At 34.2% G+C, this 16712-nt stretch carries 17 protein-coding genes and 1 tRNA gene; 15 read left to right on the forward strand and 3 right to left on the reverse strand.

Annotated elements, in window-relative coordinates; genetic code table 11:
* The first annotated feature begins 55 nt into the window (after window positions 1-55).
* Genes LWW95_04425 through LWW95_04435 form a run of 3 tightly spaced genes read left to right on the forward strand, consistent with a single transcriptional unit; the run spans window position 56 to window position 3384 of the window.
* The gene (locus LWW95_04425) at window positions 56-1615 is read left to right on the forward strand and encodes an alpha-hydroxy-acid oxidizing protein (protein MDL1956285.1); all 1560 of its coding nucleotides are present in this window, start codon (window positions 56-58) and stop codon (window positions 1613-1615) included.
* The gene (locus LWW95_04430) at window positions 1602-2660 is read left to right on the forward strand and encodes a glutamine amidotransferase family protein (protein ID MDL1956286.1); all 1059 of its coding nucleotides are present in this window, start codon (window positions 1602-1604) and stop codon (window positions 2658-2660) included. The genes LWW95_04425 and LWW95_04430 overlap by 14 nt, the downstream gene beginning before the upstream one ends.
* Entirely contained in the window at window positions 2653-3384 is a 732-nt protein-coding gene (locus tag LWW95_04435) for a hypothetical protein (GenBank protein ID MDL1956287.1), read from the forward strand. The genes LWW95_04430 and LWW95_04435 overlap by 8 nt, the downstream gene beginning before the upstream one ends.
* Here LWW95_04435 and LWW95_04440 read toward each other — a convergent pair.
* The 3 genes from LWW95_04440 to LWW95_04450 are packed head-to-tail and all read right to left on the reverse strand — an operon-like array spanning window position 3381 to window position 7632.
* A complete protein-coding gene (locus tag LWW95_04440) occupies window positions 3381-5957 on the reverse strand; it encodes an insulinase family protein (protein ID MDL1956288.1) in 2577 nt (858 codons plus the stop codon). The two genes, LWW95_04435 and LWW95_04440, sit on opposite strands and share 4 nt — an antisense overlap.
* Window positions 5958-6001: 44 nt before the next feature.
* Entirely contained in the window at window positions 6002-7399 is a 1398-nt protein-coding gene (gene cobB, locus LWW95_04445; GenBank protein MDL1956289.1) for a hydrogenobyrinic acid a,c-diamide synthase (glutamine-hydrolyzing), read from the reverse strand.
* Complete coding sequence (locus LWW95_04450) at window positions 7396-7632, reverse strand: zinc ribbon domain-containing protein (GenBank protein MDL1956290.1); 237 nt, start codon at window positions 7630-7632, stop codon at window positions 7396-7398. Before LWW95_04450 ends, cobB begins: the two co-directional genes overlap by 4 nt.
* A 105-nt stretch (window positions 7633-7737) precedes the next feature.
* Between LWW95_04450 and LWW95_04455 the strand changes: the two genes are divergently transcribed.
* The 12 genes from LWW95_04455 to LWW95_04510 all read left to right on the forward strand — a co-directional run.
* A tRNA-Gly gene (locus LWW95_04455) sits at window positions 7738-7812 on the forward strand.
* A 48-nt stretch (window positions 7813-7860) separates the two neighbouring features.
* A complete protein-coding gene (gene rimP / locus LWW95_04460) occupies window positions 7861-8328 on the forward strand; it encodes a ribosome maturation factor RimP (protein ID MDL1956291.1) in 468 nt (155 codons plus the stop codon).
* Between the two features lie 10 nt (window positions 8329-8338).
* A complete protein-coding gene (gene nusA / locus LWW95_04465) occupies window positions 8339-9604 on the forward strand; it encodes a transcription termination factor NusA (protein MDL1956292.1) in 1266 nt (421 codons plus the stop codon).
* Entirely contained in the window at window positions 9591-9890 is a 300-nt protein-coding gene (locus LWW95_04470) for a YlxR family protein (GenBank protein MDL1956293.1), read from the forward strand. Before nusA ends, LWW95_04470 begins: the two co-directional genes overlap by 14 nt.
* Complete coding sequence (gene infB, locus LWW95_04475; protein ID MDL1956294.1) at window positions 9877-12222, forward strand: translation initiation factor IF-2; 2346 nt, start codon at window positions 9877-9879, stop codon at window positions 12220-12222. Before LWW95_04470 ends, infB begins: the two co-directional genes overlap by 14 nt.
* A 1-nt stretch (window position 12223) precedes the next feature.
* Window positions 12224-12553, forward strand: a complete 330-nt coding sequence (locus LWW95_04480; protein ID MDL1956295.1) for a DUF503 domain-containing protein — start codon at window positions 12224-12226, stop codon at window positions 12551-12553.
* On the forward strand, window positions 12528-12821 hold the full coding sequence (gene rbfA, locus LWW95_04485) for a 30S ribosome-binding factor RbfA (protein MDL1956296.1): 294 nt from the start codon (window positions 12528-12530) through the stop codon (window positions 12819-12821). The genes LWW95_04480 and rbfA overlap by 26 nt, the downstream gene beginning before the upstream one ends.
* Window positions 12822-13736, forward strand: a complete 915-nt coding sequence (gene truB, locus LWW95_04490; GenBank protein ID MDL1956297.1) for a tRNA pseudouridine(55) synthase TruB — start codon at window positions 12822-12824, stop codon at window positions 13734-13736.
* Window positions 13720-13989: a 30S ribosomal protein S15 gene (rpsO, locus tag LWW95_04495; GenBank protein MDL1956298.1), complete on the forward strand. Its 270-nt coding sequence runs from the start codon at window positions 13720-13722 to the stop codon at window positions 13987-13989. Before truB ends, rpsO begins: the two co-directional genes overlap by 17 nt.
* Window positions 13990-14007: 18 nt before the next feature.
* A complete protein-coding gene (gene pnp / locus LWW95_04500; GenBank protein ID MDL1956299.1) occupies window positions 14008-16113 on the forward strand; it encodes a polyribonucleotide nucleotidyltransferase in 2106 nt (701 codons plus the stop codon).
* Window positions 16114-16165: 52 nt separating this feature from the next.
* Window positions 16166-16549, forward strand: coding sequence for a dUTP diphosphatase (gene dut, locus LWW95_04505; protein MDL1956300.1), 384 nt, complete (start codon window positions 16166-16168; stop codon window positions 16547-16549).
* A gap of 23 nt (window positions 16550-16572) precedes the next feature.
* On the forward strand, window positions 16573-16712 hold a 140-nt coding region (locus tag LWW95_04510), incomplete at its 3' end, for a sulfite exporter TauE/SafE family protein (GenBank protein MDL1956301.1).

The raw sequence follows: 16712 nt of genomic DNA on the forward strand, positions 1-16712 counted from the left end.
ATAATTTTAAAAGGGGTTGCCAGAATTAAAGAAAGTGATATGATTGCAAGCCGATATGAAATCGAAAAATAGTCATCAAAATTCCGCCAAGCAGAAAGAAAAAAATTATAAACTGCGTTTTCCTGATTTTCTTATCTATAGGGATGAATTAAGGTGTAATAATTGTAAGCTTTGTATAAAGGAATGCTCTTATGGTGTTCATTATTATGATAAGAAATTAAAGAGGGTGCTTTCGGATGAGATGAAGTGTGTTGGATGTAAGCGCTGTGAAGCGATGTGTCCTAATAATGCATTGATTATTCGGAGGAATTCTTTTTCTTTTAGGGAGAATGCACTTTGGACAGAGACATATATAAAAAACATATACAAGCAAGCTGAGACAGGTGGGGTATTGCTTACTGGTGCAGGTAATCCTTTACCTTATCCGATTTATTGGGACAAGATGCTTTTAGATGCCTGTCAGGTGACAAATCCTTCAATTGACCCATTAAGGGAGCCGATGGAGATAAGGACATTTTTGGGGAGGAAGCCAGATGCATTAGAGGTGGATAAAGAGGGGGATAGATACTCTTTAAAGACGACATTATCTCCTCAAATTGTAATTGATTATCCTATTTTATTTGCTGCCATGTCATATGGTGCATTGAATTTGAATGTTCATCGTGCTTTAGCTAGGGCGGCGGAGGAACTAAACACACTTTACAACACAGGTGAAGGGGGTTTACATCCTGAGCTTTACAAATATGGAAAGCATACGATTGTGCAATGTGCTTCTGGCAGATTTGGTGTTCATCCTAGGTATTTGAAAGCTGGAGTAGCGATAGAAATAAAGATTGGTCAGGGTGCGAAGCCAGGTATTGGAGGTCATTTACCAGGGGAGAAGGTGGATGAAGAGATTTCTATGACAAGGATGATACCAGTAGGTACAGATGCACTTTCACCAGCGCCTCATCATGACATATACTCTATAGAGGATTTAAAGCAGCTTATATATGCTTTAAAGGAAGCAACAAATTATGAAAAATTAGTGTTTGTCAAGATTGCTGCTGTGCACAATGTAGCGGCGATTGCCAGTGGGATTGTGAGGGCAGGTGCGGATGTTATTGTGATTGATGGGTTTAGGGGTGGTACTGGAGCTGCTCCGACGATGATAAGGGATCATGTAGGGATTCCTGTTGAGTTAGCATTAGCGGCTGTAGATGAGAGATTGAGGAAGGAGGGGATAAGGAATCAGATTTCTATAATTGTTTCTGGAGGTATTAGGTGTAGTGCTGATGTTGTGAAGGCAATTGCTTTGGGTGCGGATGCTGTTTATATTGGGACGGCTGCTTTAATTGCGCTTGGTTGTACATTATGTCAGCATTGTTATACAGGGAAATGTCCTTGGGGTATAGCTACAAATGATCCTAAATTAAGGAAGAGGATAAAACCTGAGGAGGCAGCTAAAAGATTAGTAAATTTAGTTAAGGCATGGGGTCATGAGATTAAGGAGATGTTAGGTGCGATGGGGATAAATGCATTAGAAAGTCTTAGGGGAAATAGGGAGAGGCTTAGAGGGATTGGTCTTAATGAAAAGGAACTTTCTATTTTAGGAATAAAACATGCAGGTGAGTAAAGAAATTTCTGGTTGTGGATTAACTGGTTTTTTACATAAAAAAGGAAAAAAAATTTCAGGGGATTTGATTGTAACTTCCATTGCCAATATGCATGAAAGAGGAAGTGGTCTTGGAGGTGGGTTTGCTGCTTATGGTATTTATCCTGAATATAGCGATTATTATGCTTTGCATATTATGTATGAAGATAATCTGGCAAAAAAGGAAACAGAATCACTTTTAAAGGAAAATTTATATATTGCTTATGAAGAGGTCATTCCACAAAGGAAAAATCGTTTTGTTTCAAATCCTCCTGTTCTTAAAAGATACTTTGTTAAATCAAAATCTTCATCCTCTCCTGATGATGAAATTGTTAAAGAGGTAATGAAAATAAATTTATATATTAAAGGAGCCTTTGTATTTTCTAGTGGAAAAAATATGGGAGTGTTTAAAGGTGTAGGATTTGCTGAAGATATAGCTGATTTTTTTAAAATAGATGAATATAAAGGTTATATCTGGATTGCTCATACTAGGTTTCCTACTAATACCCCAGGCTGGTGGGGTGGTGCTCATCCTTTTTCTCTTTTAGATTGGGCTATTGTGCACAATGGTGAGCTTTCTTCTTATGGGATAAATAAAAGATATATAGAAATGTTTGGCTATCATTGCTGTCTTTTAACTGATACTGAAGTTGTAGCCTATCTTTTAGATTTACTTATAAGAAGACATAAATTGCCTTTAGAAATAGCTTGTAAGATTTTAGCTCCTCCTTTTTGGGATGAAATTGAACGTATGCCAGAAGAAGAGAAAAAATTATATACAACTTTACGTGTAGTTTATGGAAGTGCCCTTTTAAATGGGCCTTTTGCTATTCTTTTTTCTTTTAAAGATGGATTAGTTGGTTTAAATGATAGGATAAAATTACGCCCGCTTGTTTGTGCAGAAACAGAAGATATGGTTTTTATGGCTTCAGAAGAGTGTGCCATAAGAGCTATTTGTAAAGAAGAAGCTAATATTTATGTTCCTAAAGCCGGAGAAGCAGTTATAGCGAGATTGGGAAATGCTTGAGGTTGATGCAAAGGGTTTTGATTATAAAGATTTAAACAGACTTATTAGAAAAAAGGTAGCAGAAGGAGAGAGACATTTTATTTTAAGACATGTAAATGGTCAAAGGTATGTAGGTGCAGGTATAGAGGAGAAGATAAAGATTGAGATATACGGTACACCTGGTCAGGATTTAGGTACATTTATGCAAGGCCCAGAGATTGTGGTTTATGGTAATGCACAGGATGGTGTAGGCAACACTATGGATGATGGGAAGATTATTGTTCATGGTTTAGCTGGTGATATTGTTGGATATGCTATGAGGGGTGGCAGGATTCATATATTAGGAGATGTCGGATATCGTGCAGGGATACACATGAAGGGTTTTGATAAGAAAAATCCTGTTATTATTATTGGTGGTTGTGCTGGAGGTTTTTTAGGTGAGTATATGGCTGGTGGGATAATTATTGTTTTGGGTTTTAATAAGAAGGGGTCGATTGCTGGGATGTGTCTTGGTACGGGTATGCATGGTGGAGTAATTTATGTTCGTGGTAAGGTTGATACTTTTTATTTAGGGGAGGGTGCTGTTTTAAAGGATATAGAAGAAAAGGATTATAAGTTACTTAGAAAATTGCTTAAGGAATATTGTGAAGATTTTTCTTTTGAATTAGAAAAGATTTTTGATCATCCATTTCAAAAGATTGTTCCTGCTTCTTCCCGTCCTTATGGACAGCTTTACACGACTTAAAAATCTTTTATTGGGCCTATAAGACTTAATACATAGCCTTTTTTAGCAAGATATTTTTTTATCACCTTTATAATATCTTCTTTTGTTACTCTTTTTATGTTTTCTATGTAAAGCTCATCATAATTATATCCTAGACCATAACGCTCATTTAAAGCCATAGAAATAGCTTGTTGACTATTAGTTTGTAAGCCAATTAAAAATTGACCAAGTACGTATTCTTTAGCATTTTCTACTTCTTCTTTTTTAATTCCATCTTTTATTAATTTTTCAAGTTCATTTTTTACTCCATTTATAGCTTTCTTAAGAGTATCAGGGCTAGTAGCCATATAAATACCCCAAATACCAGGTTCTATCCCTTCTCTATGAACAAAAGAAAGAGCATAAGCAAGCCCTTTTTTATCTCTTAAATTGATAAATAATCTACCACCTTGTCCAGAGAGTAAGGCATCTAAAACTGCCATAGCATATCTATCTTGACTATATAGTGTAGTAGCTAAGTTTCCTAATACAAAATGTACTTGTTCTTTAGGTAAATATTTTTTCACTATTACATCTTGTGAAGGTGGAAGAGGTGTAGGTGGTTTAAATAAATTGATTTCTTTCTTAGGCCAATTACCAAAAAGTTTTTCTACTGTAGCTAGTACTTTTTCAGTATGGACATCTCCTACTACTGCTAATACTAAATTGTTAGGAATGACATATTTTTGATAAAAATTAATTAAATCATCTCTATTGATTTTTGAGATAGTTTCCTCTGTGCCTAAGACATCCATTCCATAAGGATGATTTTGATAAAGAGCTTGATAGAAATAATAAAAAGCTAAGGAAGAAGGTCTATCTTCTTTCTGTTTGATAGCAGCAAGTAATAAAGGACGCAATTTTTCTATCTCTTCTGGATCAAAAGAGGGTTCGCATAAAATTTCTTTTATAATTGACATAGCCTCTTTAAAATAGCGAGAAAGAAAGTGAGCATTAAGACCAAAAGTATTCCATCCAGAAAATGTATCAATTTCTCCTGCCATACTTTCAATTAAATTAGCCAATTCAACAGCAGAATGTATTTTTGTGCCCCTCATTAACATTTTAGCAACAAAATTACAAATACCATTTGTTTTCTTTGTTTCTGCCCTTAATCCTCCCATAAAAACAGCAGAGATTGCAAATGTAGGTAAACGATGATTTTCTTTTATAAGCAAAGTGAGCCCATTTTTAAGAACAAACTTATGTACTTTTTTTTGAGAAATTTTTTCTTTTTCTATATACTTTGGCCAAAGCTTATATATTTCTTCTTTTTTAAGATTTAATTTTGCCTCTTCAGGTAAAACTAATACAAGGGATAGATGTTCTGGTATAAGAAATTTTTTGGTTACTTCTTTTATTTCCTCAACAGTAACATTTTTAATATCAAAAAGATATTCTTCACATTTTCTTGCGTCCCCTTCTACTACTTCAAATACCCCAAGGGTTCTAGCCCATCCTTCCATAGTTTCTTGATCAAAAATAAAATCTGCTTCTACATTCAGTTTTGCTTTTGCTAATTCTTCATTTAAAACACCTTCATGTTTTATCTTTTCAATTTGATAAAAAATCTCTTTTAGAGCTTCTTTTACATTTTTTTCATCTAATACAGCATAAATAATAAACAATCCAGGCCCCTTAGGAGTAAAAGAATGAGTAGAAATAGAATGCACAATAGGTTTTTTTAATTTTAAAGCTACTGTAAGACGAGAGCTTTCACCACCTCCCAAAATCTCTGAAAGTATATCTAAAGCATGGGCTTCTGGTGTACCACATTTTGGTATAGGAAAAGCTAGTCCTAAATAAGTTTCTTTAAAAGGTTTTTTTAAAATTTTTAAACGCATTTCACTTTGAGGTGGTTCTGTTTTTGGTTGAAAATGAACAGGTGAATGAATTTCAGGAAATGCTTTATTTAAAACCTCTTTTACCTTTTCTTCTTCTACATTGCCAACAACTACTATAACTATATTTGAAGGTTTATACCAATAATGATAATAATTTAAAAGATTTTCTCTTTTAATTGCATTTACTGTTTCTATCCATCCGATTACTGGACGACGATAGGGATGAATTTTATAAGCAGTAGAAAAAAGAGTATTAGAAAGGATGAAAAAAGGAGAATCATGGTCTTTGCGAATTTCCTCTAATATTACTTTTCTTTCTTGTTCTAATTCATTTTCTTCAAAAGTGGCATTTTTTACCATGTCTATTAATATATTTAAACCTATTTGCCATTTTTCAGATGGCATTACAACATGATAAACAGTGTAATCAAAACTTGTATATGCATTAATACTACCACCATGTCCTTCAATAATTTTAGCAATTTCGCCAGGTTGATAATGTTTTGTACCTTTAAAAACCATATGCTCAATAAAATGGCTAATTCCAGCCTCTCTTTCATCTTCATAAGCACTACCTGTTTTTACCCATATTTGAATAGCTACTACTTTAGCTGAATCATTCTTTTGAAATATTAATTTGAGACCAGAAGGTAAATTAAAAACCTTCATTGTTTTTAATAAAGATAATTCTGCTTGTGCAATTTTGACCATTATTACCTCCATGAAGAGAATCAAGAAGATATATTTTATTAATTTCATTGTGAGAGATTTTTAGATTTTTTAAAATGGTAATTAATTGCTTGTTTTATAAAATTTTTAGCCCATTCTTCTGTTCCCAAAGCATGTAAATGGGTATAAGCAGCGAGCACATTTTTATAGCAAAATCCATCATGTTTTCCATCAATACCATAGCCTTTTTTAACAGAAAAAGCAAAGTAACCTTTCTTTTGTGTCCATTTAAGGACGTAAGAATAGTGGAATTCATGTCCTTTCAATATATGACCTGTTTTGAAAAATGGATTTTTAGAAATTACTTCAATTATTGTATAACCATGTCCTTTAGGTTTCTTACTTACTCCTAATATTATAGGTAATATTCCTACCATAGGATAAGTTTTTTCTTGCCAAATAAGTTTTTCACTTAAATACATAAGGCCGCCACATTCAGCATAAATAGGAAGTCCTGCTTCAGCTGCTTCTTTAATAGCATGTCTTAAAGAAAGATTAGAAGAGAGCATTTCAGCATGAGTTTCTGGAAATCCACCACCTATATAAAGGGCATCTAAATCATCTGGTAATGTATCTTTAAGGGCACTAAATTCAATTATCTCTGCTCCGGCTTTTTTTAATACCTCAAGATTTTCTGGATAATAAAAATGAAAAGCTGCATCCTTAATAACACCAATTTTTATATTAATCCCTTTTATTAAAGAAGGTATATTTTTTTCTATAAAAGATAATGATGGTGTTTGATTTGCAATTTGCCAGATTGTTTCTATATCAAGATATTTTTTTACTATTTCAGCTACAGACTGTATTGCTTCTTCAGCCTTTGGATGTTCTTGAGGAGGAATAAGTCCTAAATGTCTATCTGGGAAAGTAATATTTTCAAGTCGAGGAATAGCACCAAGTATAGGCAATTTACAATATTTTTTAATACTGGCTTTAATTATGTTCTCATGTCGTGCATGTGCTAATTTATTAAGAATCACTCCTTTAATTGATACTTTAGGATCAAAATATTGACAGCCTAATACTAAAGCGGCAATTGTGCGAGTTACCTTTGTACAATCAACAATAAGAATTACTGGGGCATTAAGAAGTTTCGCTAATTCAGCTGTGCTTACTGTGCCTTCTACATCTAATCCATCAAAAAGTCCTCTATTTCCTTCAATAACAGCTATATCTGCATACTTTGTATGTAAACAGAAAGAAAAGATTATTTGTTCTTTTGTCATAAAAAAAAGATCTAAATTATAGCAAGGATGATTAGCACCTAAACTGAGCCAGCCCATATCTATATAATCTGGCCCTTTTTTAAAAGGTACCACTTTATAATTTTTTTGTTGCCATGCCCGACATAAACCTACACTTATAGCTGTTTTTCCAGTATCGCCACTAAGGCCAGCAAGTACAATTCTAGGACAGCTCATTTTTCAGGGCCAGGGACACTTAAAGTGCCACAGGTACCACTACTACATTGACGAAATTGGGTTGTGGGTCCTCCACTTTTCTCTTTTACCATACCTATTTTACTTAAAACTCTCTCAATTTTTGAAGAACCACATTCAGGACATTTCATTTCTACCATATCATCTTCTGTTTTAATTTTTAAAAGTTCAAAAATTTCTCCACATCTTAAACAGCGAAATTCATATATAGGCATAAAAACACCTCCTTTTTTCAAAATCTTACAGCGAAAATGGGCTTTGTCAATACTCATCTCCCTTTACATTGACAAGCAAGAGGAAATAAATTATATTTTAAACATGCGGGCATAACTCAGTGGTAGAGTGCGAGCTTCCCAAGCTCGTGGTCGCGGGTTCGAATCCCGTTGCCCGCTCCATAGAGAAAGGAAAGTGGGCATTTGCCCACTTTTTTATTAGGAGAGAATATGAGTTTATATACTGAAAAAGTAATTAGTATTGTAGAAAAGCTTGTTACACCCATTGTTGAAAGTGAAGGGCTTGAATTGGTGGATATAGAATTTCAGAGAGAAGGTAGAGGTTGGGTATTGAGGGTTTATATTGATAAAGCTGGAGGAGTTACATTAAATGATTGTACAATAGTAAGTCAACAATTAAGTGCTCTTTTAGATATTGAGGATCCTATTGATACAGCTTATACTTTAGAGGTATCGTCGCCTGGACTTACTCGTCCTCTTAAAAAGGAAGAAGATTATAAAAAATATGAAGGACATCTTGTACAGATAAAGACATATCAGCCAATAAATGGTCAAAAAATATTTCGAGGTACATTATTAGGGATAGAAGAAGGCATAGTAAAGGTTGAGATTAAAGGGAAAATATATGAGATTCCCCTTGATTCTATTGCAAAAGCAAATCTTGATTTTGAAATTTAAGGAGAAATTTATGGCAGCAGAACTAAAACGGATTATCGAACAAGTGACAAAGGATAAAGGTATTGAGAAGAGTTTTCTTATAAAAACAGTTGAGGAAGCTATTCGTTCAGCAGCTAGAAAAAAATATGGACATCAAGCAGATATTGAAGTGGCTTATAATGAAGAAACAGGAGAAGTAGATGTTTATCTCTTTAAAACAGTTGTAAAAGATTTAACTGATACAATGAAGGAAATTACTTTAGAAGAAGCAAGAAAATTTGATCCAGAAGTAGATATAGGTGATAGTATAGGAATAAAACTGAATACAAGTGAGTTTGGCCGAATTGCTGCTCAGGCGGCAAAACAAGTAATTTTGCAGCGGATGAAAGAGGCTGAAAGAGAGATTATTTATGAAGAGTTTAAAGATAGGAAGGGAGAAATAGCTTATGGTATTGTTCAACGTCTAGATAAAGAAGGAATAATTGTCAACTTAGGTAAAACAGAAGCACTTTTACCTTGGGAAGAGATTATACCTGGTAAAGATAATTTTAAAAGAGGTGATAGATTAAGGGCATATATTTTAGATGTAAAGAAAGAAAGCCGTGTAGCTCAAGTTATTCTTTCTCGTACCCATCCTGCTTTTCTTATTGCCCTTTTTACTTTAGAAGTACCAGAAATTGCAGAAGGGATAGTTAAAATTATCAGTGCTGCTCGTGAACCAGGAAGCCGTGCAAAAATTGCTGTTGTATCTCAGGACATGGATGTAGATCCGGTAGGGGCTTGTGTTGGGCTTCGAGGTTCAAGAGTGCAAAATGTAGTGAGGGAGTTAAAAGGAGAAAAAATAGATATTGTACTTTGGGATCCTGATCCAGTAAAATTTATTTGTAATGCATTAGCTCCGGCAAAGGTATTAAAAGTTATAATGGATAAAGAAGAACAAAGTATGGAAATTATTGTACCAGATGATCAACTTTCATTGGCTATTGGTCGGGGAGGACAGAATGTAAGATTAGCTTCAAAATTAACAGGTTGGAAACTAGATGTACGTAGCAAAAGTCATTATGAAGAAATTGAGAGATTGCGTTATGAAACACTTTTAAAAGTAGAAGGAGTAACAAAGGAAATTGCTGATCTTTTAACACAGAATGAAATTCGTTCAGCAGAAGAGTTAGCTCAATGTAGTGTTGATGAATTAAAAGAAATCGGTTTTGATGAAAAAAAGGCAAAATCTTTAATTATGGCTGCTCAAAGATTTATGAGTGAAGAGACAGGAGAAAAACAGGGTGGTGAGGAATAAGCCTTATCCTATAAGGACTTGTGTAGTTTGTGGTCAAAAGGATTATAAAAGTAATTTAATTCGTATAACTTGTTATAAAGGTAAAATTAAATTGGATGAAAAACAGCGACTTCCTGGACGGGGAGCTTATGTTTGTAGTAAATCATGTTTAAAAAAATTAAATTCATTACGTATTTGGAAAAAATTAGCTCGTTCTCTTCGCCATCCCTTAGAGGAAACTGCCTACAAAGAGTTTAAACAAGAAATAGAAGGTTTTTTAGAAAGAGGGAAATATGTCCAAAGTTAAAGTATTTCAATTAGCTAAAGAATTAAATATTACTAGTAAAGAATTGCTTTATAGATTGGAAGAATTGGGCATTATGGTAAAGGGTCACATGAGCACCCTTACTGATGATGAAGTAGCTCGTATTAAAGATGCCTTTGCCAGTTTTCCAAAGGAAGAGAGGCAAAAAAAGGTTATTGTGAGGAAAAAAGCTCAAGTAACACCTAAAGAGGTAGAAGTTGCAAAACCAGAAGTAATTGAAGAAACAACTCCTAAAGAGAAACCAGAAGAGGCTGTTGAAGAACAGCCTCAAACAATATCTGAGGTTGAAAAGGAAGAGGTTGAAAAGCCAAAGAAAAAGAAGAAAGCAAAGGAAGAAGAATTTTTAGAAGAAGAAAAAATAAGAAAAAAAAGGAAACCAACTGAACGTAAACGGCATCGGCATGTAGTAATAGAGATGTTTGATGAAGAAGAGTTAGGGCTGGCGCCGATGCCTGAAGTGCCTCCTTCAAGACCAGCCAAGAAAAAAGAAGAGAAAAAGGAAAAACCATCTAGACCAATTACTGTACCTCCTAAGCCAGCTAAAAGAAGGGTAGAGATGGGAGAAACTATTACTGTTGCTGAGCTAGCTAAAGCAATGGGAGTAAAAGCAAATGAAGTAATTAAAAAACTTATGGGATTAGGGGTAATGGCTACTATTAATCAACCACTTGATTATGAAACTGCTGTATTAGTAGCCAGTGAATTTGATTATGAAGTTAAAAAAGTAGGTTTTGTGGAAGAAGAAGTTTTAAAGCCCATTCCTGATAAACCTGAAGATTTAAAACCAAGACCACCAGTAGTGACAGTTATGGGTCATGTAGACCATGGTAAAACTTCACTTTTAGATGCCATTCGTCATACCAATGTGGCTGCTAGAGAAGTAGGAGGTATTACTCAACATATAGGGGCATATTATGTTACTTTAGATAAAGGTAGTATTGTCTTTTTGGATACACCAGGTCATGAAGCCTTTACTGCCATGCGGGCAAGGGGTGCTCAAATTACAGATATAGTTATTTTGGTAGTAGCTGCAGATGATGGAGTAATGGAACAGACACGTGAGGCAATTAATCATGCTAAAGAGGCAGGTGTTCCTATTGTTGTGGCTATTAATAAAATTGATAAGCCTAATGCAAATCCTGAACGTGTGAAAAGGCAGTTAGCAGAACTAGGGCTCGTTCCAGAGGAATGGGGTGGAGATACTCTTTTTGCAGAAATTTCAGCAAAAAAGAAAATAGGTATTGAAGATTTATTAGAATTAGTATTACTTCAAGCTGAGATGTTAGAACTTAAGGCTAATCCAAATAAACCTGCTAGAGGAGTAGTAATAGAGGCAAGATTAGATAGAGGTAGAGGGCCTGTAGCAACAGTTCTTATTAAAGAAGGTACCCTTAAAGTAGGTGATCATTTTGTTTGTGGACTTCATTATGGTAAAGTAAGAGCTATGCTTAATGATCAGGGGAAGCCTGTTGATAAAGCAGGCCCATCCATACCTGTTGAGATTCAAGGTATTTCTGGTGTGCCTGAAGCAGGAGATCAGTTAATAGTAGTAGAGAGTGAAGATATTGCAAAGGAAGTAAGCCGTCATCGTCAGAGTAAGCAAAGAGAAGCAGCTCTTGTTAAAGCAGGAGTAAGTTTTGAAAACATTTATCAAAAATTTAAAGAAGGGGAGATAAAAGAACTTAAACTTATTGTTAAAGCAGATGTTCAAGGTTCAGTAGAAGCTATAAAAGAAGCACTTACTCGCCTTTCTACTGATGAAATAAAAGTAAATATTATACATGCTTCTACTGGTTCTATAACTGAATCTGATATATTACTAGCTTCTGCTTCTAAAGCTGTAGTGATAGGTTTTAATGTGAGACCTTCGGGTAAAATAAGAGAATTGGCTGAGCGAGAAAAAGTAGATATTCGTTATTATGAAGTAATCTATCATTTATTAGATGAAGTTCAAGATGCAATGAGAGGAATGCTTACACCTGAGTATCAAGAGAAGGTAATGGGTGAAGCAGAAATTAGGCAGCTTTTTAAAGTGCCTAAAGTAGGTAAAGTAGCTGGATGTTTTGTCAAAAATGGAAAGATAGAACGTTCACATCGTATAAGGATTTTAAGAGATGGAACAGCTATATATAAAGGCAAACTTGCTTCATTAAAGAGGTTTAAAGAAGATGTAAAAGAGGTAATGGCTGGTTATGAATGTGGTATGAGTTTTGAGAACTTTCAGGATTTTAAAGTAGGAGACATTGTTCAAGCATATATATTGGAAGAAGTAAAACGAGAATTGGTTCCATCAGCTAAAAAAGAAGCAGAATAAAATGGTTGTAGGTGTTGGGCAAGTTTTATTACGTCTTCCAGGAAATCATTCACTTAAAGGAAAAAGACGTATCTTACGTCAAATAGTAGAAAGGATAAAGCAACGATTTAATATTTCTATAGCTGAAGTGGATGCTCAGGATCAATGGCAATTAATTTATCTAGGTATATCCCAAGTAGGTTTAAATGGTGATAGAATAAGAACAGAGTTAGATAAGGTGCTTAATTTTATTGAAAAGATGAATTTGGTAGAAATTATTGATGTAGAGTTAGAAATTATCCATTTTTCAACAAAAGATATCTTACATGAAAAGTTATCCCCGTGCCTTTAGGATTGCGGAAGTCTTTCAGAGAGAATTAGCAGATATTTTATTAAAAAAAATTGCTGATCCACGTCTTCAAGGTGTGACTATTACAAGAGTTGTAGTTTCTGAGGATTTAAAATTGGCAACAATCTTTTTTGATGTTTGGGACAATAAACAAAAAGTAGAAAGAGCTTTAAAAGGCTTTGATAGTGCACATCATTTTATAAAAAGAGAATTGGCAAAAAGAGTAAGGCTTAAATTTATGCCTGAACTTCGGTTTGAAGTGGAAATTTAAATGGAAATATCAGGTGTATTAATTATCAATAAACCAAAAGGCATTACTTCATTTGGTGTTGTTAAAAAGATAAAACAATGGCTTAAAGTAAAGAAAGCAGGTCATGGTGGTACTCTTGACCCTTTAGCTACAGGAGTATTACCTATTTTTATTAATAAGGCTACCAGAATTGCTGAATATTTTTTATCAATGGAAAAGGTTTATTTGGCTACTATGCGTTTAGGAATTGAGACAGATACTCAAGATATTGAAGGAGAAGTGATAAATGTGTGTGAAAGTATAAACATTAATTTAAATGATTTAGAAAAAGTAATGAAAGAGTTTAGAGGAAAAATTAAACAAATACCTCCAGCTTATGCAGCAATAAAAGTGAAAGGAATACCACTTTATAAGTATGCTAGAAAAGGGATAAAAATAGAATGTTCACCAAGAGAGGTGGAAATTTATGATATAAAAATTATTTCTTTCCATCCACCAGAGGTTGAGTTTGAAGTAACTTGTTCTAAAGGGACTTATATTAGGACACTTTGTGCAGATATAGGGAAAAAACTTGGATGTGGTGCATGTTTATTACGTTTGCACCGGTTAAAAACAGGGCCTTTTAGCATTGAGAAAGCGATTTCTCTTGAAATTTTAAGGGAGGCAATTAAAGCAAAAAAATGGCAAAAATATTTAATAAATATGAATGAAGCTTTGGCTCATTTACCTTCTATTATTGTAGATGGGATTCAAGAAAAAAAGATTAAATTGGGTCAATCTATCTTTTGGCCTGAAAAATTGACAAATTCAATATTTCGTGGCTTAAACAAAGAGAAAAAATTGATTGCTTTATTAAGACCTTATCCTTTAGAAAAAGGAATGCGATTACATCCAATAAAAGTATTTGAAGGAGGGGAAAATGGCATTAATGCCTGAACAAAAACAAGAAATTATTAAAGAATTCCAACTTCATCCAAAAGATACTGGTTCTCCAGAAGTTCAAATTGCACTTTTAACTAAACGCATTGAATATTTGACAGAGCATTTTAAAATACATAAAAAAGATTTCCATTCACGGCGAGGTTTATTAAAACTTGTAGGTAAAAGGAAACGTTTGCTTAATTATTTAAAAGAAAAAGATATTGAAAGGTATCGTCGGCTTATTCAAAGGCTTGGTTTGAGAAAATAAAAATAAAGAGGAAAAAAGATGGAGATAAAGGAACAGATAGAATGGGCAGGCAGGACTTTTTCTATTTCTTATGGAAAAGTAGCTCATCAAGCTAATGGAGCAGTACTTGTAAGTTATGCTGATACAGTTGTTTTAGTAACAGCTGTTATGGGAGGAGAGACAATTTCTTCTGATTTTTTACCATTAACAGTAGAATATCAAGAGATGTCCTATGCAGCTGGTAGGATTCCGGGTGGTTTTTTTAAAAGAGAGATAGGTCGACCAAGTGATAAAGAAATTCTTACATCTCGTCTTATTGATCGTCCCCTAAGACCCTTATTCCCAGATGGATTTTCACATGAAGTTCAAATTATTGCTACTGTGCTTTCAGCTGATCAAGAAAATGACCCAGATATTTTAGCTATGATAGGAGCATCAGCAGCTTTACTTATTTCTGATATTCCATTTGCTACTCCTATTGCTGGAGTAAGAGTAGGAAGAGTTAGAGGTGAATGGGTAATTAATCCTACAAGGACTCAACTTCAAGAAAGTGAGTTAAATATTGTAGTAGCTGGTCATGAAAAAGGAATAGTAATGGTTGAAGGTGAGGCACTTTTTGTACCTGAAGAAACTGTGCTTGAAGCTATTTTCGTTGGTAAAAAGGCTTTAGAACCTATTCTTTCTTTACAAAAATCATTACAAAAAAAAGTAGGTAAACCTAAGTTGGAAATTACAACCTGTGTAGATTCAGAACTTATAGAAAAAATGAAAATTTATTTGCCTGCTATAGAGGATGCAATAAAAATTCCTGAAAAACTCCTTCGACATGCACATTTAAAAGATATATTTAATCAGGCAGTACAGGATTTATTAATCAGTGATGAAAATCTACCTCAAGCAAAGGCAATTTTTTTAGATTTAGAAAAAGAAGTTATACGGCAAAAGATCCTTGAGGAAGGGAAACGTATTGATGGTCGTGGTTTTAAAGATATAAGGCCTATATATTGTGAAGTAGGAATATTACCCCGTACACATGGATCAGCCTTATTTAAAAGAGGTGAGACTCAAGTATTGGTTGTAACTACTCTTGGAACATCTGAAGACGAGCAAAAAATTGAGGCTCTTTATGGTGAAAGTTTTAAGTCTTTTATGGTGCATTATAATTTCCCACCTTATTGTGTAGGAGAAGTAAAAAGATTACGTGGCCCTTCAAGAAGGGAAATAGGTCATGGTGCATTGGCTGAAAGGGCTTTAAAGCCAGTTATTCCAAAAGAAGAAGAATTTCCTTATACTATAAGAGTAGTTTCAGAAGTATTGGAATCAAATGGTTCTTCCTCTATGGCTACTGTATGTGGTGGTTCTCTTTCACTTATGGATGCGGGTGTGCCGATAAAGAAAAGTGTAGCAGGTATCGCAATGGGGTTGATAAAAGAGGATGATAAAATAGTTATTCTTTCTGATATTTTAGGTGATGAGGATCACTGTGGGGATATGGATTTTAAGGTTGCTGGTACACGTGAGGGAATAACAGCTATTCAAATGGATATTAAAATTGAGGGTGTAACTAAAGAGATTCTTCATCAAGCATTAATTCAAGCAAGAGAGGGTAGATTTTTCATATTAGATAAAATGGAAGCCACACTTTCTGCTCCTAAACCTCAGATTTCTCCTTATGCTCCTAAAGTAACTATAGTTGAGATTTCTCCAGAAAAAATTGCCAATCTTATTGGCCCTGGTGGTAGAGTTATTAAGGATATTATTACAAAAACAGGCGTAACTATAGATATAAAAGAAACAGGTAAAGTACATATTATATCTAATAATGAAGAAGCTATTCAAAAAGCAGCAGAACTTGTAAAACAAGTAACACAAGATATAGAAGTGGGAAGATTATATATTGGTAAAGTAAAAAGGGTTATGGATTTTGGTGCATTAGTAGAAATTTTGCCTGGAATTATAGGAATGGTTCATATTTCTGAGCTTGATCATAGACGTGTGCAAAAGGTAAGTGATGTTTTGAAAGAGGGAGATGAGGTGCTTGTAAGGGTGCTAGAAGTAGAAAAAGATGGTAGAATTAAGTTAAGCCGTAAGGCAGCTCTTTCTCCTCATATTCACTTAAGAAGAAGAGGTGGACACAAGTCTTAAAATTCTTGTAAAAGTTAAAATTTTACGCCAAGGTGTCTCTTTACCTGCTTATATGACACCAAATGCAGCAGGAATGGATATTTTTGCAGCTATTGAAAAACCTGTTGATTTATTACCAGGAGATATTGTTCTTATTCCTACAGGCATTGCTATTGCTTTACCTCCTGGTTTTGAAGCACAAATAAGACCGAGGAGTGGGTTGGCTATAAAACACGGTATTACTCTTATCAATTCACCAGGTACTATTGATCAGGATTATAGGGGTGAAATAAAGGTAGCCATTATCAATTTTGGGAAAAAACCATATAGAATCTTTCCAGGAGATAGAATTGCTCAACTAGTAGTATCTCCTATAGTAAAGGTAAAGTGGGAGGTGGTAACAGAATTACCTCCATCAAAGCGAGCAGAAGGTGGTTTTGGACATACAGGAAGATAAAATAAATTATATTTAGCAAAAAATTGGAATATTTTTTATTACCTTTAATTGCCTTTATCATTGCTACTCTTACTTCACAGGCTGGAGTTTCAGGGGCATTTCTGCTTATGCCTGTTCAAATAAGCCTTTTGGGCATTACTTCTCCTATAGCAAGTGCTACCAA

The sequence above is a fragment of the Candidatus Desulfofervidus auxilii genome, assembly GCA_030262725.1.
In the GTDB taxonomy this organism is placed as follows: Bacteria; Desulfobacterota; Desulfofervidia; order Desulfofervidales; family Desulfofervidaceae; genus JAJSZS01.

What these genes read in the sequence shown, in the direction of transcription:
- LWW95_04425 (MDL1956285.1), top strand. Translation starts at nt 56, where the DNA reads ATGAAATCGAAAAATAGTCATCAAAATTCCGCCAAGCAGAAAGAAAAA.
- LWW95_04430 (MDL1956286.1), top strand. Translation starts at nt 1,602, where the DNA reads ATGCAGGTGAGTAAAGAAATTTCTGGTTGTGGATTAACTGGTTTTTTA.
- LWW95_04435 (MDL1956287.1), top strand. Translation starts at nt 2,653, where the DNA reads ATGCTTGAGGTTGATGCAAAGGGTTTTGATTATAAAGATTTAAACAGA.
- LWW95_04440 (MDL1956288.1), bottom strand. Translation starts at nt 5,957, where the DNA reads ATGGTCAAAATTGCACAAGCAGAATTATCTTTATTAAAAACAATGAAG.
- cobB (MDL1956289.1), bottom strand. Translation starts at nt 7,399, where the DNA reads ATGAGCTGTCCTAGAATTGTACTTGCTGGCCTTAGTGGCGATACTGGA.
- LWW95_04450 (MDL1956290.1), bottom strand. Translation starts at nt 7,632, where the DNA reads ATGCCTATATATGAATTTCGCTGTTTAAGATGTGGAGAAATTTTTGAA.
- rimP (MDL1956291.1), top strand. Translation starts at nt 7,861, where the DNA reads ATGAGTTTATATACTGAAAAAGTAATTAGTATTGTAGAAAAGCTTGTT.
- nusA (MDL1956292.1), top strand. Translation starts at nt 8,339, where the DNA reads ATGGCAGCAGAACTAAAACGGATTATCGAACAAGTGACAAAGGATAAA.
- infB (MDL1956294.1), top strand. Translation starts at nt 9,877, where the DNA reads ATGTCCAAAGTTAAAGTATTTCAATTAGCTAAAGAATTAAATATTACT.
- LWW95_04480 (MDL1956295.1), top strand. Translation starts at nt 12,224, where the DNA reads ATGGTTGTAGGTGTTGGGCAAGTTTTATTACGTCTTCCAGGAAATCAT.
- rbfA (MDL1956296.1), top strand. Translation starts at nt 12,528, where the DNA reads ATGAAAAGTTATCCCCGTGCCTTTAGGATTGCGGAAGTCTTTCAGAGA.
- truB (MDL1956297.1), top strand. Translation starts at nt 12,822, where the DNA reads ATGGAAATATCAGGTGTATTAATTATCAATAAACCAAAAGGCATTACT.
- rpsO (MDL1956298.1), top strand. Translation starts at nt 13,720, where the DNA reads ATGGCATTAATGCCTGAACAAAAACAAGAAATTATTAAAGAATTCCAA.
- pnp (MDL1956299.1), top strand. Translation starts at nt 14,008, where the DNA reads ATGGAGATAAAGGAACAGATAGAATGGGCAGGCAGGACTTTTTCTATT.
- dut (MDL1956300.1), top strand. Translation starts at nt 16,166, where the DNA reads ATGACACCAAATGCAGCAGGAATGGATATTTTTGCAGCTATTGAAAAA.